The sequence below is a fragment of the Streptomyces sp. NPDC048295 genome (assembly GCF_040652135.1).
Taxonomy (GTDB): Bacteria; Actinomycetota; Actinomycetes; order Streptomycetales; family Streptomycetaceae; genus Streptomyces.
Window position 1 is genome coordinate 17,051 of record NZ_JBEZLL010000022.1, and the last position, 19,240, is coordinate 36,290.

The 19,240-nt window shown below is 70.4% G+C and carries 20 protein-coding genes and 1 pseudogene; 10 read left to right on the forward strand and 11 right to left on the reverse strand.

Annotated features, from left to right (window positions below; all coding sequences use genetic code 11):
* Positions 1 to 297: 297 nt before the first annotated feature.
* Complete coding sequence (locus tag AB0D53_RS28285; RefSeq protein ID WP_362451621.1) at positions 298 to 831, reverse strand: AAA family ATPase; 534 nt, start codon at positions 829 to 831, stop codon at positions 298 to 300.
* A 162-nt stretch (positions 832 to 993) separates the two neighbouring features.
* Here AB0D53_RS28285 and AB0D53_RS28290 point away from each other — a divergent pair, with 162 nt between their 5' ends.
* From AB0D53_RS28290 to AB0D53_RS28310, 5 genes are all read left to right on the forward strand, one after another.
* Positions 994 to 1,374 (forward strand): carboxymuconolactone decarboxylase family protein, encoded by a 381-nt coding sequence (locus tag AB0D53_RS28290; RefSeq protein WP_362451623.1) that lies wholly within the window; start codon positions 994 to 996, stop codon positions 1,372 to 1,374.
* A 107-nt stretch (positions 1,375 to 1,481) separates the two neighbouring features.
* A complete protein-coding gene (locus AB0D53_RS28295; protein WP_362451625.1) occupies positions 1,482 to 2,405 on the forward strand; it encodes an RNA polymerase sigma-70 factor in 924 nt (307 codons plus the stop codon).
* A 133-nt stretch (positions 2,406 to 2,538) separates the two neighbouring features.
* Positions 2,539 to 3,324 carry a DeoR/GlpR family DNA-binding transcription regulator gene (locus AB0D53_RS28300; RefSeq protein ID WP_362451627.1) on the forward strand — a complete coding sequence of 262 codons (786 nt, stop codon included), beginning with the start codon at positions 2,539 to 2,541 and terminating at the stop codon, positions 3,322 to 3,324.
* A gap of 81 nt (positions 3,325 to 3,405) precedes the next feature.
* Positions 3,406 to 3,783, forward strand: a complete 378-nt coding sequence (locus tag AB0D53_RS28305; RefSeq protein WP_362451629.1) for a DUF4406 domain-containing protein — start codon at positions 3,406 to 3,408, stop codon at positions 3,781 to 3,783.
* Positions 3,780 to 4,442 carry an NUDIX domain-containing protein gene (locus tag AB0D53_RS28310; protein WP_362451631.1) on the forward strand — a complete coding sequence of 221 codons (663 nt, stop codon included), beginning with the start codon at positions 3,780 to 3,782 and terminating at the stop codon, positions 4,440 to 4,442. The genes AB0D53_RS28305 and AB0D53_RS28310 overlap by 4 nt, the downstream gene beginning before the upstream one ends.
* A gap of 70 nt (positions 4,443 to 4,512) precedes the next feature.
* On the opposite strand, the gene AB0D53_RS28315 is transcribed toward AB0D53_RS28310, so the two are convergent.
* Positions 4,513 to 5,106 carry a TetR/AcrR family transcriptional regulator gene (locus tag AB0D53_RS28315; protein WP_362451633.1) on the reverse strand — a complete coding sequence of 198 codons (594 nt, stop codon included), beginning with the start codon at positions 5,104 to 5,106 and terminating at the stop codon, positions 4,513 to 4,515.
* 52 nt (positions 5,107 to 5,158) lie between these two features.
* On the opposite strand from AB0D53_RS28315, the gene AB0D53_RS28320 reads away from it, so the two are divergent.
* The gene (locus tag AB0D53_RS28320; protein WP_362451635.1) at positions 5,159 to 6,142 is read left to right on the forward strand and encodes a GNAT family protein; all 984 of its coding nucleotides are present in this window, start codon (positions 5,159 to 5,161) and stop codon (positions 6,140 to 6,142) included.
* Between the two features lie 59 nt (positions 6,143 to 6,201).
* Here the strand turns inward: AB0D53_RS28320 and AB0D53_RS28325 are convergent, their stop codons facing one another.
* From AB0D53_RS28325 to AB0D53_RS28335, 3 genes are all read right to left on the reverse strand, one after another.
* On the reverse strand, positions 6,202 to 7,431 hold the full coding sequence (locus AB0D53_RS28325; RefSeq protein ID WP_362451637.1) for a PQQ-binding-like beta-propeller repeat protein: 1,230 nt from the start codon (positions 7,429 to 7,431) through the stop codon (positions 6,202 to 6,204).
* Between the two features lie 590 nt (positions 7,432 to 8,021).
* Complete coding sequence (locus tag AB0D53_RS28330) at positions 8,022 to 8,669, reverse strand: response regulator transcription factor (protein ID WP_362451639.1); 648 nt, start codon at positions 8,667 to 8,669, stop codon at positions 8,022 to 8,024.
* Positions 8,654 to 9,913, reverse strand: a complete 1,260-nt coding sequence (locus AB0D53_RS28335; protein WP_362451642.1) for a sensor histidine kinase — start codon at positions 9,911 to 9,913, stop codon at positions 8,654 to 8,656. The genes AB0D53_RS28330 and AB0D53_RS28335 overlap by 16 nt, the downstream gene beginning before the upstream one ends.
* Before the next feature lie 331 nt (positions 9,914 to 10,244).
* On the opposite strand from AB0D53_RS28335, the gene AB0D53_RS28340 reads away from it, so the two are divergent.
* Positions 10,245 to 10,880 (forward strand): hypothetical protein, encoded by a 636-nt coding sequence (locus AB0D53_RS28340; RefSeq protein ID WP_362451645.1) that lies wholly within the window; start codon positions 10,245 to 10,247, stop codon positions 10,878 to 10,880.
* Positions 10,881 to 10,989: 109 nt separating this feature from the next.
* On the opposite strand, the gene AB0D53_RS28345 is transcribed toward AB0D53_RS28340, so the two are convergent.
* The gene (locus tag AB0D53_RS28345) at positions 10,990 to 11,580 is read right to left on the reverse strand and encodes a cysteine hydrolase family protein (protein WP_362451648.1); all 591 of its coding nucleotides are present in this window, start codon (positions 11,578 to 11,580) and stop codon (positions 10,990 to 10,992) included.
* A 197-nt stretch (positions 11,581 to 11,777) separates the two neighbouring features.
* Between AB0D53_RS28345 and AB0D53_RS28350 the strand changes: the two genes are divergently transcribed.
* Positions 11,778 to 12,824: a DJ-1/PfpI family protein gene (locus AB0D53_RS28350; protein WP_362451651.1), complete on the forward strand. Its 1,047-nt coding sequence runs from the start codon at positions 11,778 to 11,780 to the stop codon at positions 12,822 to 12,824.
* A 5-nt stretch (positions 12,825 to 12,829) separates the two neighbouring features.
* Entirely contained in the window at positions 12,830 to 13,573 is a 744-nt protein-coding gene (locus AB0D53_RS28355; protein ID WP_362451653.1) for a hypothetical protein, read from the forward strand.
* A 72-nt stretch (positions 13,574 to 13,645) separates the two neighbouring features.
* Here AB0D53_RS28355 and AB0D53_RS28360 read toward each other — a convergent pair whose 3' ends face one another.
* The 3 genes and pseudogenes from AB0D53_RS28360 to AB0D53_RS28370 all read right to left on the reverse strand — a co-directional run.
* Complete coding sequence (locus tag AB0D53_RS28360; RefSeq protein WP_362451656.1) at positions 13,646 to 14,344, reverse strand: GntR family transcriptional regulator; 699 nt, start codon at positions 14,342 to 14,344, stop codon at positions 13,646 to 13,648.
* A 139-nt stretch (positions 14,345 to 14,483) separates the two neighbouring features.
* Positions 14,484 to 15,800 (reverse strand): amidohydrolase family protein, encoded by a 1,317-nt coding sequence (locus tag AB0D53_RS28365; protein WP_362451659.1) that lies wholly within the window; start codon positions 15,798 to 15,800, stop codon positions 14,484 to 14,486.
* A gap of 175 nt (positions 15,801 to 15,975) precedes the next feature.
* Positions 15,976 to 16,245, reverse strand: a pseudogene (locus AB0D53_RS28370) (MFS transporter); the annotation flags it as partial.
* A 254-nt stretch (positions 16,246 to 16,499) separates the two neighbouring features.
* Between AB0D53_RS28370 and AB0D53_RS28375 the strand changes: the two are divergent.
* On the forward strand, positions 16,500 to 17,264 hold the full coding sequence (locus AB0D53_RS28375; RefSeq protein ID WP_362451662.1) for a class I SAM-dependent methyltransferase: 765 nt from the start codon (positions 16,500 to 16,502) through the stop codon (positions 17,262 to 17,264).
* Here AB0D53_RS28375 and AB0D53_RS28380 read toward each other — a convergent pair.
* Both AB0D53_RS28380 and AB0D53_RS28385 read right to left on the reverse strand, forming a co-directional pair.
* A complete protein-coding gene (locus AB0D53_RS28380; protein ID WP_362451664.1) occupies positions 17,242 to 17,613 on the reverse strand; it encodes a hypothetical protein in 372 nt (123 codons plus the stop codon). The genes AB0D53_RS28375 and AB0D53_RS28380 overlap by 23 nt on opposite strands.
* 67 nt (positions 17,614 to 17,680) lie before the next feature.
* Positions 17,681 to 19,156 carry an MFS transporter gene (locus AB0D53_RS28385; RefSeq protein ID WP_362451666.1) on the reverse strand — a complete coding sequence of 492 codons (1,476 nt, stop codon included), beginning with the start codon at positions 19,154 to 19,156 and terminating at the stop codon, positions 17,681 to 17,683.
* Positions 19,157 to 19,240 lie beyond the last annotated feature (84 nt).

Genomic DNA, 19,240 nt, shown 5'->3' on the forward strand with positions numbered 1-19,240 from the left:
CGTAGAAGCGTTCGAACCTGGTACATACCGGGAGGGTGACCAGATCCGCGTCACGCTCTCGTAGGAGACCGAAGTCCTGCTGTCGTGCACCTCGGTCGATAGGGCCAAGCACAGCGCGGGAAAGGCACGCGAGCTCCTCGCGTGGACGAACGGCTGCAGGCCGGCACATCGCAGGAGCCACGCCAAGGGCGCCGGACATCCATTGAGCTGGAGGAAGGGAACAGAACCACGCTGCCTTCAGAAAGGCTGTTCCGAGAGTTCCAATGCCCGGCCGCACCATTACGGCTCCATCGGCGATCAGATGGTGAGGAGGGCGCTGATCTCCTCGGCGAGGGCGGCGGTGTCGACCGGCCGAGCGGTGTCGACAGTAAGCAGAGGACCGCCCAGGCGGAGCGGCCCCCTGAACGTGGCGCGGACGGCAGCGACACGTTCGGCCGCCTGTTCCTGGGTGAGATGCGGATCGAGGTGTCCGGGGTGCCGGGTACGCGCTTGGAAGCGTTGGGCGGCGAGGGCCGGGTCGCAGTCGCAGAAGACTTCGATCAGGCGGGCGTCGAGCCGGTGGAGCCGCTGTGGCGCGGTTTCGTGGTGCCACCAGTTGTCGAGGACGGCGTGCTCGGTGTGCGCGGCCAGCTTGAAGAGGACTTCGTCACCGGCCCGGCTCAGACGGTGGCGGTGCTCATGGTCTCCGGTTCCGAGCGAGTCGAAGAGGGCTTCGAGGATCTCGTCCTTGTCGATGACCGGCCAGCCGAGGTGCTTGCCGAGCGTGCGGGACAGCGTGCTCTTCCCGCTGGCGGGCAGTCCGGAAACGATCACGTGGACGTTGTCGCTCACGGCTCCAGTGTGGCGTGAGCACGCACGGGGTCGGCCTGCGGGGGTGACCGTGCGGGGGCCGGCTCTGTCCATGGGGATCCAGGTCACACCCCTCCATGTCACAGGGGGTCGGGCTGTCTCGTCCCAGAGGTGTAGCCACTGACGACCACGGAGGAGCACACCATGGACGCGCGACTGAACTACTTCGCCAGCCCTACCGCCGGCAAGGCCTTCGGCTGTGCCGTGTGTATCGACATGCACACCAAGGACGCGGCCGCCGCCGGTGAGACCCCCGTGCGGTTGCATCTGGTCGCGGCGTGGCGGGAGGCCACGGTGTTCACCGAGGCCGAGCGGGCCGCGCTGGAGCTGGCGGAGCAGGGGACCCGGATCGCGGACGGGGCCGGCGGGGTCAGCGACGAGGTGTGGGCCACTGCCGCCAAGCACTACGACGAGGAGCAGCTCACCTCGCTGGTGGTCCTGGTCTCTTTCATGAACACGGCGAACCGGCTGAACGTCATCGCCCAGCAGCCGGCCGGCTCCTACGAGCCCGGACAGTTCCACTGAGCGGTACCAACCACCGGGCCGGGCCGGGGCACTACTCTGGCCCGCCGGTGGCCCGGCCCGTCACGTTTCGGGCTGTCGGCGTCGGCGAGTCGGGGAGTTGAGTCGGTGTGAGCAAGGTCGGGGAGTTCGAGGAGCTGCGGCCGCTGCTGTTCTCGATCGCGTACCGGATTCTGGGCAGTGTGAGCGAGGCCGAGGACGCGGTGCAGGAGACGTGGCTGCGCTACGACGGTTCGACGACCCGCCCCACGTCGACCAAGGCCTTTCTCTCGGCTGCGGTGACCCGGATCTCGATCGATGTGCTGCGCTCCGCGCGGGTCCGGCGGGAGGAGTACGTCGGGCCGTGGTTCCCCGAGCCGCTGCTGAGCGATCCGTACCAGGATCCGGCGCGGTCGGTGGAGCTGGCCGACTCGGTTTCGATGGCGGCGCTGGTGCTGCTGGAGCGGCTCAGCCCGCTGGAGCGGGCGGTCTTCCTGTTGCGGGAGGTGTTCGCCTTCGGGTTCGACGAGGTCGCCTCGGCGGTGGGGCGCTCCGAGGCGGCGTGCCGGCAGTTGCTCGTACGGGCGCGGCGGCACATGGAGGCCGGACGGCCGCGGTTCGCGGCGGATTCCCGGGAGCGGCGGGAGCTGGCGACGCGGTTCTTCGACGCGCTGAAGAACGGTGATGTGGGCGGGCTGCGGAATCTGCTGGCCGCCGATGTGCAGTTGGTCGGGGACGGCGGCGGCAAGGCCCCGCAGCTGGCCAAGGCCGTCGTGGGCGCGGAGAACGTGGCCCGGGTGCTGGGCACGGCCTTCCCCTGGCTGTTCCGGATCGACGTGACGTGTGAGCCGCACGAGGTCAACGGCCAGCCCGGCGCGGTCTTCCGCGACCGGGACGGCAGGGTTCTGAACACCATGGTTATCGAGGTGCTCGACGGCAGGATCCAGACCGTTCGCGGGGTGATCAACCCCGACAAGCTCGGCCACCTCGGGCCGGTCGCCGACGCCTGGGCCGTCGACCGCGAGGCGAAGCGGGTCCGTCGGCAGATGAACTGACGTCGGCGGCAGCAGACCAAGCGGCAGCGACAGCGGCGGTCTCAGTGACGGCGGCTGAATCGTCCGGTCTCCGGCGATCGACATTCGCACATTCCGATGTTCATTCTCACTCACTCATGATAGAAATTGAGGCATGGGTGTCGCCAATCGTTTGGACCTGACCCTGCGATTGGTGCAGGGCTCCGACCGGGTCTCCGTGTCGGAGCTCTCCCATCGCCTGGGCGTCTCCGAGATGACCGTGCGCAGGGACCTCGACGCCCTGGAGCGACAGGGCCTGGTGCGCAGGGTGCACGGTGGCGCCGTCGCCACCCGCCCACGTGACGAGGACGCGGGGTTCTCCGCGCGGGAGCCCTGGCAGTCAGCCACCAAGGACCGCCTGGGTGCCGCCGTCGCCGCGCTGGTGGAGCCGGGATCGCGTGTGCTGCTCGACGCGGGGACCACGACCGTGCACGTCGCCGAGCACCTGGCTGCCCGCGCCCCGCTGACGGTCGCCGTGCTCAGCCTGCAGACGGCGATGAGCCTGGCCGACCGGCCAGGGATCGACCTGCTGGTCGTGGGCGGCCGCTCCCGCCCCGCCGAACGCTCCCTCGTCGGCCCGCTCGCGCTGCGCACCCTGGAATCCCTGGCCTTCGACTGCTTCGTGATGTCCATCGGCGGTGTGCACGCCGAGCACGGCTGGTCGGAGTTCTCCCTGGACGACGCGGCCGTCAAGCAGGTCGGACTCACCCGGGCCACCCGCACGATCGCGGTGGCGGACGCGACCAAGCTGGGGGTACGCGCGTTCAGCCGGGTCGCCCCGCTCGACGCGGTGCACAGCTTCGTCACCGACAAGGCCGCCGAGGACGCCGCCACGCATCCCAGCGGCCCGGAGACCCTGGACGCCCTGCGGGACGCGGGCGTCCACAGCATTCTCGTCTGAATCCGCTGAATCCGCCCACGCCCCCGCCCACGCCCAGAAGCAAGCCGATGCCGATGTCCCCCACGAAGGAGTGAAACGGTCATGACCAGCGTTCCACGCGCGCAGATGATTCTCGTCGCGGGCCCCTACCGGTCAGGCACCGGCGACGACCCCCGCAGACTGGAAGCCAACGTACGGGCGATGAACGAAGCGGCTCTCGCCCTGTTCCGCGCCGGGCACCTGCCCGTCACCGGCGAAGCCCTCGCCCTGCCGCTCCTGGAGACGGCCGGCAGCACCGGCCCCGGTGACACGCTCTTCCAGGAGATCTTCCACCCGGTCGCCGAGCGACTGCTCTCCCGCTGTGACGCGGTCCTGCGGATCGGCGGCCCCTCCGAGGGCGCGGACCGGATGGTCGACCTGGCCCTCGCGCAGGGCAAGGACGTCTACGCCGGTCTCGCCGCGGTTCCGGCCGCCCGGTGACCGCCGGAATCGACACCCCCGACCGGCGCGGCCGCACCGGCCTGGACCAGCACGGCCGCGACCTCACCGGCAACCCGCGCGTGAGGGTCCGTGAGGTGGAGTTGCTCTCCAGCGACTGGTACGTACTGCGGAAGACCACCTTCGACTACCAGCACAGTGACGGTCACTGGAGCCGCGAGCAGCGCGAGACCTACGACCGCGGCGACGGGGCGACCATCCTGCTCCACAACGCCGGGCGGCGCACCGTGCTGCTGACCCGTCAGTTCCGCCTCCCCGCCTATGTCAACGGCCATCCCGACGGGATGCTGCTCGAAACCGCTGCCGGGCTCCTGGACGGCGACGGCCCGGAGGAGGCCATCCGCCGGGAAGCCGCCGAGGAGACCGGGCACACCGTCGGCGCCGTCGAGCACGTCTTCGACGTCTACATGAGCCCGGGTTCGGTCACCGAGCGCCTGCACTTCTTCGCCGCCCCCTACGACGCGGCCGACACCCCTACCGGTACCACCGGAATCGCTGCCGAGGGCGAGGACATCGCCGTCGTCGAACTGCCCTTCGCCGAGGCGCTCGACCGGATCCGCGACGGCACGATCGCCGACGCCAAGACCATCATGCTGCTCCAGTGGGCCGCCCTCGACGGGCCGTTCGCACAGCGCGGGTGAAGGTGAGGCTGAAGGTGAGGTCGAGATCGAGGGTACGGATGCGCCGCCACGGAAGCGACCGGACCGGACCTCATCGCCGCGCGAGCGAAGCGAGGAAGTCGTCGACCATGGTGACCTGTACGTTCTCGGAGAACCGGCCGGGGTCGAAGAGAGCCTGGACGACCAGTCCATGGGTGAACGCTACTGCGGTGGCGGCGAGTTGCTCCGGGTCGGCGGCCGCGGGAAGTTCACCCAGGCCGCGCGCGGCTTCGAGGTGCGGGCGGAGCGTCGAGCGCAGCCGGGTGTAGCGGTCGGCCTGGTCCGTGGCCAGGCCGTCGTCGGCGAGGGCCAGGTCCCAGGAACTGACCCAGATGCGGTTGCGCGCCGTGTCGCCCGCGGTCAGCGGCAGGATGTCCAGCAGCATGGCCCGTACGGTGGCGAGGCCCTCGGCGGGACGCTCGCGGCGGGGACGTTCCGCGGTGCGCTTCTCCAGCAGGTCCAGCGCATGAGCGATCAGGGCCCGCTTGGCCGGGAAGTAGTGCATGAGCATCCCGGTCGAGACGCCCATCTCGGCGGCGACGGCGCGCAGGGTCAGCCCGCCGAATCCCTTGTCGGCCAGTACGTGCCACACCGCCTCGGAAACGTCCTCTCGACGGGCTTCGCGGTCTCCAGGTGCGGGCGGCATGCTGCTACCTTACGTACCGAACGCTTGTTACGCACCCAGGGACGAGGTATCCGTGTTCACACTGCCGCTCGGCGACGACGCCCAGCTCCGCCCTCTGGAACCCCGGCACGCCGAGGAGTTCCTCGCCCATATCGACCGTGCACGGCCCCACGTGGACCCCTGGATACCCTGGGCGACCTTCAGCACCGACCTCTCCTCCGCCACGGCCGTCCTCCAGCGTTACGCCGACAAGCAGGCCGAGGACACCGCCCGGATCTACGGGATCTGGCTGGACGGCACGCTGGTCGGCGGCGTCATGTTCACGCGCTTCGACAGCACCTCCGGGGTGTGCGAGGTCGGCTGCTGGCTGGAGGCCGCCGGGGAAGGGCGGGGACTGGTGACCCGGGCGAGCCGGGCGCTGATCGACTGGGCCTTCACGGAGCGCGGGATGGCCCGGGTCGAGTGGTGGGTCGCGGCGGGCAACACCCGCAGCGTCGATGTCGCGCGCCGACTCGGGATGACCCGTGACGGTGTGCTGCGGCGGCACTCCTTGTACCGGGGTGTGCGGCGCGACAGCGAGATCTGGTCGGTCCTCTCCGAGGAGTGGTCGCCCACAGGCGCGACGGCGGCTGCGGCTGCGCCGGGGGCGTCCGCCTCCGACGTCAAGGCCGAGCTCGACCGGCTGATGCGCGCCTTCCTCGGTGCGTTCGCCAACACCGGCGGCAGCCGACCGAACCTCGGCGTCATCCGCGAGGTGTTCGTCCCGGAGGGGATGATCATCGCGAATGTCGGGGACGAGCCCGTGGTCTACGACATCGACTCATTCATCGAACCCCGGGAGAAGGTGCTCACCGACGGGACGATGACGGAGTTCTCCGAATGGGAGGTCGCCGAGCGGACCGAGATCTTCGGGTCCATCGCTCACCGGTTCAGCGAGTACCGGAAGGCCGGCATCCTCAACGGCGAGCGGTTCGAGGGCGAGGGCCGCAAGACCACCCAGTTCGTCCGGACGCCGGCCGGCTGGAGGATGAGCTCGATGGCCTGGGACGACGTGTAGACCATCTGCGGACGACGTGCGGGGTGCGACCCGGGCCCTCCGGATCCGCACCTGCCCCATCACACTGCGGGCAGCGCGTAGAGCCGCTTCCCGTGCATCGCGGCCAGCCGGTCGCCCGCCGCCGCCACGTACCACTGCTGGATGTCGCCGGTGTGGTCGTTGTAGGTCCAGCGCAGTTTCCCGGTCGCCGCGTCGAAGGCGTGCACGCCGCCGTCCTCGTCGAACTCGGTCGCGCCGTACAGGGTGCCTTGCACCTTGACGAACCGCCACGCCTGCGTCGCCGACTCCCGCAGGTCCTTGTTGTGCCAGATCCGCTTGCCCGTACCGGGGTCCACCGCCCACATGCCGCGGGCGCTGTCGGCCGCGTACAGCACCCCGTCCAGGACGTGCGGGTCGTTGAACGAGCTGAACTCCTCCGTCCGGAGCGACCAGCGTTCCCTGCCGCCGGCCAAGTCGAAAGCCCGCAGCCGCCGGCCGTCCGCCACGATCACCAGGCCCTCGTGCACGGCGAAGCGCCGGTTGTTGGAACGGCTGATCTTCTTCGTCCACAGCTGCCGGCCGGTCGCCGTGTCCCGGACGGTCACGTTCTCCCGGTAGTCCGTGTAGACCAGGCGCCCGCCGACGGCCCCGGCGGTGATGCCGAACTCCTCGGTCCCCGCGTCGCGCTGCTCGCGCCAGGCGATCCCGCCGGATGCGGTGTCGATCGCGGCGATCACATTGTTCGGTGTCGTGAAGTCCTTCTCCAGGATGCCGGCGAGGACGTACACATGACGGTCGTCGGCCGCGATCGGGCGCGGCTGCTCGTACTTCTTGCCCAGGCGGCTGCGCCAGGTCTCCTTTCCCGTGGCAGGATCCAGACCCACCACATCACCGTCGTACTCGGCGCTGGCGAGGTAGAGCGTGCCGCCGCCGACGACGAGTCTGGCGCCGGGTGTGGTGACCCCCTTGCGCGACCACTTCTCCTTGCCGCTGACGATGTCCCGTCCCACCAGCGGGTCGCCCGACACCAGGACCACGTCCCCGATCGTGGCGAGCGCTTCGTTGCCGGCCAGACCGCTGTTGGCGGCGGCGGCCTTCCACAGCGGCTCGGGCGCGGTGCCCGGTGGCGGGGTGGTGAAGGTGTCCCCCTCCCTGTCCCCGCCCGGCGTCGCACTGCCGCCCGATACGTCCGCTTCCTCCTCGGGACCGCACCCCACGACCCCGGTCCCGAACACGGCCAGTCCCAGCCCCGTTCCGGCCAGTCCGAGTATTTGCCTACGCGACACCATGCGTCCGGTACGACTGCCCATCTCTGTTCCCACTTCCGTCCGACTGTTGCGACGTCCCCCAGGGACACCTTGAGCGCCGTCAGGCTAACCACCGATTTTCGGCCGACCGCCCGATGGAACACAGTCGGGACATGGCCGTGAAGATCCCGTCACAGGACGACCGTCGCGACCGCCCGCGCGACACGGTGCCACTTCCATATCTGTGCGGATGCGAATTCCGTGCCTGCGGGCGGAGTTGGCCGTCCAGCAGAACCCCGGGTCGGGGTGCGGAGCACCACGGGACCCGGGGAACGTGTGGAGCAGCGGGTACGTGTGCACAAGGTGCGGGCCTGGCTGCGGCGATCCGGTCGGCTCGGCAGCGGTGAGCCCCGCACAACTGCCGCCCCGGGCCATGGCTTCCCCGACGAGACCGCCATCGACCATCGGCGGCGGGAGTACCGGGCGTACCACGACCACATCGGGGGTTCGGCATCGTCGCCCGGGCAGCGGTGCAGGTGTGACGGGGGCGGGTTCGACGGTCGCGAGCCGTACGAGCAGCAGGACCGGCCGGTCGGCCTCGGCGAAGTCGGCGTAGCCGGTGAGCAGTTCGGCGCACCGGCACGAGGGGTACGTCAGGGCTCGTTCAGGTAGGCGAGGACGGCCAGCACGCGACGGTGGTTGTCGTCGTCATCGGTGATGCCGAGTTTGCCGAACATCGAGGTCGTGTACTTGCCGATGGTGCTCTCGCTGAGGAAGAGCCGCCGGGCGATGGCCTGGTTGGACAGTCCTTCGGCCATGAGACCGAGCACGGAGTGTTCGCGTTCGGTGAGCCGTTCCAGCCGTCGGTTCGAGGAGCCGCTGGACAGCAGTTTGGCGATGACGACGGGGTCCATGGCGGTTCCGCCGCCTGCGACGCGTTCCAGGGCGTCGATGAACTGGTCGGCGTCGAACACGCTCTCCTTGAGGAAGTAGCCGATGCCTCCGGTGCCGTCGGCCAGGAGCTCGCGGGCGTAGAGCTGCTCGACGTACTGGGAGAGGATCAGGACCGGCAGTCCGGGCAGTTCGCCGCGCGCGGCGAGGGCCGCACGCAGGCCCTCGTCCGACTGGGTCGGCGGCATGCGGACGTCGACGACGGCGACGTCCGGGCGCCATTTCAGCAGTGCGTCGAGCGTCTCGGGTCCGGTGGTCGCCGTGGCCACCACCTGGTGTCCGTACGCCTCGATGAGGCGGACCATCCCGTCGCGCAGGAGGTAGAGGTCTTCGGCTACAACGATTCGCATGGCACCACTATCCTCGCCCGGGTCGGTCCGCCCGCCGGGCTGGTGATCTCCAGGGTGCCGTCGAAGGCCGCGAGTCGGCGGCGCAGCCCCGCGAGTCCGCCGCCGTCGTGCACCCAGGCCCCGCCCCGGCCGTCGTCCTCGACCTCGACGACGAGGCCGAGATCGTCCCAGGACATGGAGATCTGTGCCCGGGTCGCGCGGGCGTGCTTGATCGCATTGGTCATCAGCTCGGCGATTCCGAAGTAGACGGCGGACTCGACGGGCGGGTCCAGCCGCGGCAGGGGCCGGGTGATGACGGTCGCTTCGAGCGGGCTGTCCAGGGCAAAGGCGCGCACGGCCTCGACGAGCCCCCGATCGTTCAGCACCGGTGGGTTGATTCCCCTGACCAGTTCGCGGAGTTCGGTGAGCGAGGTGGCCGCGCCCGCCCGCGCTTCCCGCATCAGCGCCTTGGCCCGGTCGGGATCGGTCTCCATCAGTTTCTCCGCGGTCGCCAGGGAGAGCCCGAGCCCGACCAGACGGGCCTGCGCGCCGTCGTGCAGGTCCCGTTCGATGCGGCGGATCTCGGCGGCCTGCGCGACCGTCGTGTCCGCGCGCTGGGCCGTCAGCTCCGTCACCCGGTCCGCCAGCACCATCGCGGGCGACGCACGCAGGAAGCGGACGGCCGCCGGCTCGACGGTCCGCCAGGCGTACGGGGCGCCGGCGACGGCCACGACCAGGCCGAGTACTCCGACGAGGCGCCCGGCGGCCCCCGTCCGGCCGAGCTCGATGACCGCCACGGCCAGCCCGGCCGGCGGGAGCGCGGCGACCACGCCCACGGTGAACGGCGCGACGGCGATGAACCACAGGTCGCGCCGGTTCGCGGGGTCGTTCCAGCGGATCCGCCATCTCTGGTCCATGAGGGCGTCGCGGCTGGTGCGTTCGTAGCCGAAACCGTTCCACCAGTACCCGGTGGACATCCGCGTCACCGGCCCGGCCTGCCGGTAGCCGGCCGGGATGACGGTGGCCGTCCACCTGGCGACGAGGAAGCGGACCGTCCGGCAGACCGGGCGGGAGAGGCCGAGCGTACCCACGCTCACCAGCACGAACGGCGCCAGCCACGACCACGGGTTCCCCGCTCCCCACCGGATCCCCAGCGCCACCGCGGCCACCCACACCGCGGGGACCAGCATACTGACGACCACTACGACACACGCTCGTACGAACCCCACGCAGGCGCTTGCCGCCCACGACACCAGCTGTCGCATGCCCGTTCCTTCTCACTCCGTGACTCCGGGGCGCGGCACCCTCGTCTCCCGCACCGCGCGCCGCCCCGACCCGTGCGGCTCGGTGTCCTCACTGTGCACGGTACGGGGCCCGGTTCCCGCAGGATCGGCTCCACGGTGGGGCCGGCCCCACCCACCCGTGGGGCCAGGCCCCGACCGCGCCGCCCATGCGACCGGAGGCTGACACCCATGGGTCTCTCGGTTGAGGTGAACGCGGTGGATGTTACGGATCGCGGTTGATGAGCCGGGAGGGTGCGGCCGTGAAGGATGGGAATCGCCACGAAGGAACGTCAACTCGTAGGAGACCACAGTGATGTGCCTGTCACCACGCAAGACGATGGCCGTGTTCGCCGCGCTCGCCGTCTGCCTGCCGCTCAGCGGCGCCTCTGTCGCTTCCGCGTCAGCGGCCGGGCGGAGAGAAGAGAAGCCGGTGCACGCGAGCGTCACCGGAAGGGCGGTGTTCGTCCTGCCCTACTACAAGGACGACGACATCCGCTCGTTCAGCTTCGACGCGCACGCCGCCCCGTACAGCCGGCCGCTGCCCGGAATACCCACGGGCCTGCCGACCGACGCCCGGGGAACGATCAGGGTCTCCCACTACTCGGCCGATCGGAACACCACCTACATCTCCGAGGGGCGCGTGGACTGCCTGATCACGGGCCCTCGTACCGCGACCCTGACGGCGGTCATCACCAAGGTCAGCCCCGGTGGTCCGCCCGATGTCGGGCGGCGGCTCGGGTTCAGCGTCTACGACGGCGGCAAGGACGAGGGGCACTCCGACGACCGCGTGGGCTTCTCCTGGAACGGTGTGAACCTGATGCCGGCCGGCGATGCCGCTCCCGAGGAAGCCCCCGTCGGCACCTGCATGGCACCCGCGCCGTACGCCCCGGTGACCAAGGGCGGCTACACGGTCAGGCACGCAGAACTCCCGCCGGTGCCGAAGTCCTGAGGCTCCGTACCGGTGGGGCGTGAAGCTGCCGGATCGGTGCCCGGCCGCGGAATCGGCGGGGCAACCGGTCGACGGCGCCCAGGTCGTAGCGGCGCTGCGGCCGCGGACCTCAGGTCAGGGACTTGCCGGACTCGACGACCACCCCGTAGAGGTCGGAGATGGTGGCGAGCGCGCCGTGATGGATCTGGTCGGCGCTCAGTTCGGTGCCCATCGACCGCAGGGACCGCGTCGCACAGGCGTCGGCGACCACCGTGGGCCGGTTGCCGCGCAGGAAGGCGCCCTCCGCGGTGAACGTCACGCACATGTGCGTCATGAACCCCGCGACGATGACGTCCTCGTGGCCCGCAGCGTCGACGTGCTCGCCCAGGTCGGTGTCGACGAAGGCGTTCGGTGCCTTCTTGACGACCACGGGCTCGCCCCCGACCGGTGCCACACTCGGGTGGATCATGCCGATGTCCGCCCGGATGTCGTACGGGGTCCCCTCGCCGCCGTCGTTGATGACGTGGATGACCTTCGCGCCCGCCTCCCGGGCCCGGACCAGCAGTGCGGCTGCGGAGTCGAGCGCGGCCTGCCAGCCGTCCAGCTCCATCACGCCGCCGACGTAGGTGTTCTGGTAGTCGACCAGGATCAGCGTCGAGTCGGCGAGCGACGCGGGCGTCTCGTCGAAGCCGTTGAGTTCGCGCAGGGTCGTCGTAGCCATGGAAGTACCGCCTCGGATCGTGTGTTGGGTTGCGTTCAGAACGCTACGGTCGGCCGAGGCATGTCGGCAATGCCATCTAACATGCAGATACCGACATCGCTACTGCCGAGACCGCTGTCGGCGCCGTCGCTGTCGCAGATCTCGGTGTTGCAGACCTCGGTGTTGCAGACCATTGCCGATCGGGCGGAGACCACCCCATGAGCACCGTCGAACGACTCGTCGTCATCGTCCTCTTCGAAGGGGTCGACCTGCTCGATGTCACCGGACCACCGGAAGTGTTCGCCCTCCTGCGACGCGAGACGGACGACGCGACGGGCTACACCGTCGTTCTCGCCGCCGAGACCATGGACCCCGTCACCACCTCCGCCGGCGTGCGCATCCTCCCCGACACCACCTTCCACGAGGTGTCCGCCAGGAGCATCGACACGCTCCTGGTGCCCGGGGCGGTCGAGGTCGACGGCCGGCGCCGTGTGCACGCCCTCACCGACCCCACCGTGGTCGCCCGGGTGAAGACGCTCGCCGCCAGGACCCGCAGGGTCACATCCGTCTGTGTCGGGGCACACATCCTCGCCGCCGCCGGGCTGCTCGACGGCAGGCGCGCCACCACCCACTGGTCGACCGCGCAGCAACTCGCCGCCGACCACCCCACGGTCGAGGTCGACGCCGACCCGATCTTCATCCGCGAGGGGGACGTATGGACCGGTGCGGGCATCAGCGCCTGTCTCGACCTGTCGCTCGCCCTCGTCGCCGACGACTTCGGCGAGGCCGTCGCGCTGCGCGTCGCCCGGCAGCTCGTGATGTACCTGAAGCGGCCGAGCGGGCAGAGCCAGTTCAGCGTTCCTCTCGAACCCGTCTCCACGACCCGGCGCATCGAGGACCTCCGCCACCACATCATGGACAACATCGGCGAGCGGCTCACCGTCGCGGACCTCGCCGCGTACGCCCATGTCGGCGAGCGCCAGCTCACCCGGATCTTCAAGGCCGAACTCGGCCTGACCCCGAGTTCGTACGTCGAGTCGGTCCGCGTCGAAAGGGCCCGCAACCAGCTCGAGTCCACCGACGCCACCCTTGAACGCATCGCGTCCGCCTGCGGGTTCGGTACGACCGACACCCTCATCCGGGCGTTCCGCCGGAAACTCGACACGACACCGACGGAGTACCGGCTCCGGTTCCGGGCCGGCTCCGGCCTGTCGCCGGACGGGACCGGAGGACCCGACCGGCGTGCCCAGCCGCGTATATGTTGACGTGCATGGTGCCCAGCGAGGACGAGCCGGACGAGGTCGCCGCCGTGGTGACGACGTGGGGCCGAATAGAGACATGGCTGAAGGCGCACGCCCCGATGTCACATGCGACGTTGCGCCCGCCCGCGGCTTCCGGGCAGCTGGAGGCGGCGGAGCAGGAGACGGGTTTCGCCCTGCCCGCCGGGCTGAAGGCCTTGTGGCTGCTGCGTGACGGCACCCATGAGATGCCCGCGCATCTCGCGGCGTTCGGGTTCATGGTCGGCTATCAGGAGATGCTCGCCCTGCCGCTTCCCCTCAGGCTGCGATGGCTGTGGGACATGGGAGCGGGCGGCGCGTTGTACCCCGTGCCTCCGGACCCGGCCGCGTTCGAGCGGGAGCCCGGCTACGCGGAGATGCTGGGTCAGGATCTGCCCGAGCAGATCCTGTGGCTGTGGGAACGGAGCGGTCTGCCGCTGCCCGCGTTGCTCGTCGGCGACGAGAAAGCGGAGGACGGCCTGAACACCTTCCTGCACGGGGAGGGGCTGTTGCGGATCGAACGGGCCATGAGCCTGTACTCCATGATGGTCTCGACCGGCCACTGGCCGGGTGCCTGGCTGCCGTTCACCGCGGACAACCCGGACGACCCGTACGCGGGATCGTTCCTCGACACCGGGACGGGCAAGGTCGGCCGCTGGGGGCTGATGGATGTCCCCTCCCCCGGCGAGGAGACCCTCTCCGGGTTTCTCGTGAGCGCGGCCGACGCGTTGGGCTGAGCGACGGCGGAGGCGCCGTCGCCCCTTGGCCGTCGTCTCGCGACACGCCCGGTCCCGGTGCGCCCCGCAGGATCAGGCGGTCACGGCGCGCAGGGCGAGCTCCCGGCTCTTGCGTACGTGGAGGAGGGTGATCGCCGCCGCGGCGTCGGCGTCTCCCGCTGCGATGCGTTCGTACATCTCGCCGTGTTGCGCGCGCATCGGAGCGGGTTCGGTGTTCAGGCCGAAGAGCAGCCGCAGCTGGCCACTGAGCCGCAGCATGAGCTGGGCCAGCAGCGGGTTGTCGGCGAGGGCCACGATCCCGTCGTGGAAGGCGGTGCCTGCGCCGTTCTCCCGGATCCGGTCCCCGGTGGCCGCGGCGGCCTCCGCCTGTTCCAGTACGGCCCGCAGATCCGTCAGGGCGGCAGGCTCACCGGGCGCGGCGGCGGCCACGCGGCGGGCGGCGAGACGGGACGCCTGGATGGCCAGCGGCTCCCACACGTCGTACAGATGCTCCACGTCGTCGCGCTCCAGCCGCCGCACCCGCACACCGCTGTGCGGCAGCAGGTCCAGCAGCCCTTCCTCCACCAGGGCCCGCAGCGCCTCCCGCACCGGGACCCGCGACATCCGCAGGTCCTGGGCGATCTCGCGCTCCACCATCCGGGCACCCTGCGGGTAGCTGCCGTCGATGATGCGGTCCCTGACGGCCTGGCGCGCGATCTCGCTCAGTGGTGTGCGCGTCGCCGGGGCGGCCGCCTGTTCCTCGTCGCCCTTCCGGCCGGTGGCTGCCGTCACGTGTGCCGTCCTCCCTCTGCCTTCCGGGGTGTCCCGGCGCCCGCGCTTCGTCCGGGGCGTCCCGTCACCCTATGCGTGCGAGGGAGTGACGGGACGGCATCGGGGTGGCCCGGGCGGCGGACCGGAAGGAGGTGAACGGTCAGGTCAGCCGGCCGTCACGGGCGACCACCCGTCCGCCGTGCACCACCATGTCGCGGGCGGGCATGTCCACCACCACCTGCGGCAGGCACTCGGCGCGGAGCAGGACGAAGTCGGCCGGCGAGCCCGGGGTGAGGTCGGCGCGGGGCAGCCGCATCACGTCGGCGCCGCCATGCGCGCCGGCTTCGTAGCAGGCGGCCAGTTCCGTATCGAGGCGCACATCGGTGACCCAGCCGAGCAGGTGTGTCCGGTGGAACATGTCCGCGTTGCCGAAGGGGCTCCAGGAGTCACGCACCCCGTCCGAGCCGAGCCCGACCCGTACGCCGTGCTCACGCAGCTTCGCCATCGGCAGGACCAGCGACGCGCTGGGTGCCACGGTGGTCAGGGCGATGTCCAGCTCCCCCAGGTCCGCGGCGGTCCTCGCCAGTTCGGCGTCGGAGAGGCCGGGCAGGCAGAAGACATGGCTGACGGTCACCTTGCCGTTGAGGGACAGGGCCCGGGTGCGGTCGATGATGGCGCGCAGCACCGTCAGGCCGGTCTCGCCCCGGTCGTGGAGGTGGATGTCGACGCCGACTCCGTAACGGTCCGCGAGACCGAAGAGCAGGTCCAGCTGCTCGTCCATGGCGTGGTCGAAACTGATCGGGTCGAGCCCGCCCACCATGTCCACGATCCCGCTGCGGGCGGCGTCCCGGAGCAGCTCCGCGGTGCCGGGGGTGCGGATGACGCCGTGCTGCGGGAAGGCCACGATCTGCACGTCGAGCGCGTGCTTGAGCCGTTCGCGCGCCTGTCCAAGGCCTTCCACGCCGGCCAGGCCGTAGGCCGGGGCGATGTCGGCGTGTGCCCGCATCCCCCTCGTGCCGCGGGTCACGGCGTGCGCCATGAGCCCGTACGCCCGCTCGGCCACCGGGCGACGCTGGCTTCGGAACAACTCCGCGTCCTGCTCGGCGAGTTCGGCGATGGTGTCGGCGGGCTTGCGCGACACCCACTCGCCGCCCCACGTCGTCTTGTCGGGGTGGATGTGCGCGTCGACCAGGGCCGGGAGTGCGATGCGCCCGCCACCGTCGATCACCTTGGCGCCCCGGGGTGCCGGGTCACGTGTGATGCGGCCGTCGACGACCGTGAGATCCACCGGCTTCGCCGCGCCCATGGGCCGGACATCACGGAAGACCACCGCGTCGCGGAGTTCGCGGCGGGAAGCACCGCGGGAGTCGGCCGCGGCCGACGGCACACCTGTGGACATGGCGACACCGGCGCCCGCCAGGGAGGCGGCACCGGCGAGGACGCCGCGCCGGGACGGCGGGGAGGGAGGAGGCGTCATGGAACTCCTTCGGTTGTGTCGCTCGATGCGAACAGCAACCAGTTTGTATACCAAGACCAGAAAGGCAGCAAGAGCACCACCAGGCCCATCGCGGGATTCGCCCGAAATTCCCCTCGCGTATCTCCAACTCGGCACACATTGGTATACGAAAATCGCCGAGGTGGGGCGGTAGGCCTCATGGCCCCCGGGAGTCGTCGCCTGTTCCCGCAGGCCCGCCCGCGGTGACGCCCCACCCCGCTCCCGGCTGCTTCAAAAGGACCCGTCCCAGCCGGGCGAGCGGGGACAGGGCCATCAGCGCGGGGGACAGCATCATGCCCGCGGTCGTCACCACAAGGGCCGTGCGCAGTGCCCACTCCTGCGCGAACATGCCGCCGACCAGCGAGCCGACCGGGGCCAGTCCCATGCCCGCGAAGTTGATCGTCGCGGCCACGCGGCCCTGCATCCCGCACGCGATGACAGGCCGGACACGGCCTACGGCGTCAACGCGTGCTCGGGCGACCGGGCATGTCCTCGCTCCTCGTGGGTCGTTCGCAGCCTCGGAACGTGTTCGAGGGGTGTTCGGAGAGTGTTCCGATTCCGAAGGTACCGCCGAAGCGGGAGGACGTCGGGCAATGACCTTCCGGAAATCATGCCTGGTCCGGTGCGGCTGGAGCGAAAACCGGTGTCCGTGGCCGGCCCGGTGGCGTTAGCGTGCGCCGCATGACTGAGACCGATCTTCCCCCGCGCCTGACCCGGCTCACTTTCCATGGCCCCCTCTCCGAGGCACGGGCCGCACGGATCGTCGACCGGCTCGGCCGGGCCGCCCCCGTACGGGTGCTGGACATCGGGTGCGGCTGGGGGGAGTTGATGCTCCGGGTCCTCGAAGCGGTGCCGGGGGCGACCGGGACCGGAATCGATCCCAACAGTGAGGACATCGCCCGGGGGCGCGCGAACGCCGAGGCCCGTGCACTGGCCGGACGCGTGGAGTTCGTCGAGGGGTCCGCCGAGGAGGTGTCGTACGGGATCGCCGACCTCGTCCTGTGTCTCGGGGCCAGCCACGCCCTCAGCAACGCGGAACCGCCCGAGAACACCGCGGGCGCGCTGCGTGCACTGCGCCGGATCGTCGCGCCGGGCGGGCGGGTCCTGCTCGCCGAGGGCTTCTGGCAGCGCTCCCCCACCTCGGCCGAACTGTCCGCGATGTGGCCCGACGCCCGTGCCGACGAGTTCCATGATCTGGCCGCACTCGTCGACCTCGCCGTGTCCGCCGGTTTCCGGCCCGTCTGGATCGAGACGGCAGGGGACGACGAGTGGGAGGACTTCGAGTCCGGCTATCAGTCGGACGTGGAGGAGTGGCTGGCCGCTCACCCGGACCACCCGCTGGCCGAGGAGACCCGCGAGCGCGTCGACCGGCATCGGGCGAGCTGGCTGAGGGGCTACCGCGGTGTGCTCGGTATGGCCTACCTCACGCTGGTCCCGGTGGACTGACCGACACCGACACCGACAGTGGCGGCGGCAGCAGCACCGGGCCTCGGGCCGTGGCTTCGGGCACCGCACCGCTCAGCCGCTCCCACCCGGCGGCGAGACAGCTCTCGATCCGGTCCCACACTCCCGCGTCCCGCATCTGTCGCAGGGCTGTCAGGTAGCGCGGGTCCTCGCGGTCGATCCGGAAGCCGCTGCCCGTCGTGTGCAGCTGGAACGTGTCGATGTCAACCACTGCGGACAGCACGCTCTGCAGCGGGCGGAGCATGTCCCTCAGGGCGTCGGGCCGCTCCTCCAACGGGCTGTGCAGGAGATCGAACATGGCGGACGCCGTGTCATGAACAACAATCTTCATGGCATGGGAACGTAGGACCTCCTGTTGCAGGAGGGGCAAGCCGTGCACGGGTCCGTCCATTCGGGGATCAGCGGGAGACGGGGGTGTCGGTTCGCCCGGCGACGGCCTCCGGCGCGGCGCCCGACACTGCTTCCACCATGGCGGACGGCGCGGCGCCCCGCCGGGGGCGCAGGCCGAACGCGCTGATGACAGCGGCGGCCACCGCCGCCGCGAACGGCACGAGCAGACCGGCCCGGTAACCCTCCAGCAGCGCGGCAGGAGTCTGCGCGTGCGTGGCGGCCACGCTGGCGGTGGTGACCGCGGAGAGCCCGAGGGCGGCACCGAACTGGAAGGCGGTGTAGAGCAGGCCGCCCGCGAGTCCCTGCTCCTCCTCCGCGATCCCTTCCGTGGCCACGATGGTGAGCGGGCCGTACGCCAGGGAGAAGGCGAGACCGAGGACGATCAGGCCCGGGAACATCGCCGCGTAGCTCCAGTCCGCTCCCAGCGGGAGGAACAGCCCGTAGGAGAGCACGGCCAGCAGGAGCCCCCCGAAGATCACCGCGGCGTTGCCGAAGCGGTTGACCAGCCGTGGGGTGAGGGTCGGCGAGAGAATCGCGTCGACTCCGACGACGAGCATCGCGAAGCTCGTCTGCAGCGTCGACCAGTCGCGCAGTTCCTGGAGATAGAGCACCACCAGGAACTGGAAGCCGAAGAACCCGGCAGCGAACAGCATCGCCGAGAGGTTCGCCCGCACCAGGGAGGCGTTGCGGAGAATACCCAGGCGTACCAGGGGCTCGGCGGAGCGCCGTTCGATGACGAGGAAGGCCGCGAGGAACACCAGCCCGCCCAGCAAGGTGCCGGCGGTGGCGGTGATTCCGGCGTGGGCCGCACGCTCGACACCCAGCACGATCAGTACAAGCGCAGTGGTCACGGTGAGCGCGCCGGCGGCGTCGATACGCTTGGTCGTTCCGTCCGGGCGTTCCGACCTGGGAACGAGAGCGAGGGCGGCGACGAGGATGAGGAAGGAGAGGACGACCGGGGCGAAGAAGACCCACCGCCAGTCGACGGCGGTGAGCAGCCCGCCGGCGACCAGTCCGATCGTGAACCCTCCCGCGGCGGTGCCCGAGTAGAGGAGCAGGGCCTTGTTCCGCTCGGGCCCCTCGGCGAAACCCGTGGTGATGACGGACAGACCCGCCGGGGTCATGAAGGCCGCGGCGACGCCCGTGATGAATCGCGCGACGATCAGCATCCACCCCTCGGTGGCGAATCCGCCGAGCCCGGAGAACAGCAGGAAGACGGTGAGCCAGAGGACGAACATCCGACGGCGTCCGAACAGGTCGGCCGCCCGCCCGCCGAGGAGCATGAAACCGCCGTAACCGAGTACGTAGGCGCTCATGACCCACTGCAGCTCACCAGTGGTGAGTCCGAGGTCGGCGCGGATCGACGGCAACGCCACATTGAGCATGGCGACATCGATGCCTTCGAGGAAGATCGCGCCGCACAGCACGAGCAGGATGCCCCACTTGCGCGCGTCCAGCCCGCTCGGCGTACTCAAGGTACTCATGACGATGAACCCCTTCCGGAGTGGTGGGTGTTGGTGATGCCTCAAGCCTTCTCCACACCCCGGACGGGAACAACAGCGATGATC

Coding starts and splice junctions, on each gene's coding strand:
- AB0D53_RS28290 (WP_362451623.1), top strand. CDS start 994: ATGGACGCGCGACTGAACTACTTCGCCAGCCCTACCGCCGGCAAGGCC.
- AB0D53_RS28300 (WP_362451627.1), top strand. CDS start 2,539: ATGGGTGTCGCCAATCGTTTGGACCTGACCCTGCGATTGGTGCAGGGC.
- AB0D53_RS28305 (WP_362451629.1), top strand. CDS start 3,406: ATGACCAGCGTTCCACGCGCGCAGATGATTCTCGTCGCGGGCCCCTAC.
- AB0D53_RS28315 (WP_362451633.1), bottom strand. CDS start 5,106: ATGCCGCCCGCACCTGGAGACCGCGAAGCCCGTCGAGAGGACGTTTCC.
- AB0D53_RS28325 (WP_362451637.1), bottom strand. CDS start 7,431: ATGGGCAGTCGTACCGGACGCATGGTGTCGCGTAGGCAAATACTCGGA.
- AB0D53_RS28330 (WP_362451639.1), bottom strand. CDS start 8,669: ATGCGAATCGTTGTAGCCGAAGACCTCTACCTCCTGCGCGACGGGATG.
- AB0D53_RS28335 (WP_362451642.1), bottom strand. CDS start 9,913: ATGCGACAGCTGGTGTCGTGGGCGGCAAGCGCCTGCGTGGGGTTCGTA.
- AB0D53_RS28340 (WP_362451645.1), top strand. CDS start 10,245: ATGTGCCTGTCACCACGCAAGACGATGGCCGTGTTCGCCGCGCTCGCC.
- AB0D53_RS28345 (WP_362451648.1), bottom strand. CDS start 11,580: ATGGCTACGACGACCCTGCGCGAACTCAACGGCTTCGACGAGACGCCC.
- AB0D53_RS28350 (WP_362451651.1), top strand. CDS start 11,778: ATGAGCACCGTCGAACGACTCGTCGTCATCGTCCTCTTCGAAGGGGTC.
- AB0D53_RS28355 (WP_362451653.1), top strand. CDS start 12,830: ATGGTGCCCAGCGAGGACGAGCCGGACGAGGTCGCCGCCGTGGTGACG.
- AB0D53_RS28365 (WP_362451659.1), bottom strand. CDS start 15,800: ATGACGCCTCCTCCCTCCCCGCCGTCCCGGCGCGGCGTCCTCGCCGGT.
- AB0D53_RS28375 (WP_362451662.1), top strand. CDS start 16,500: ATGACTGAGACCGATCTTCCCCCGCGCCTGACCCGGCTCACTTTCCAT.
- AB0D53_RS28380 (WP_362451664.1), bottom strand. CDS start 17,613: ATGAAGATTGTTGTTCATGACACGGCGTCCGCCATGTTCGATCTCCTG.
- AB0D53_RS28385 (WP_362451666.1), bottom strand. CDS start 19,156: ATGAGTACCTTGAGTACGCCGAGCGGGCTGGACGCGCGCAAGTGGGGC.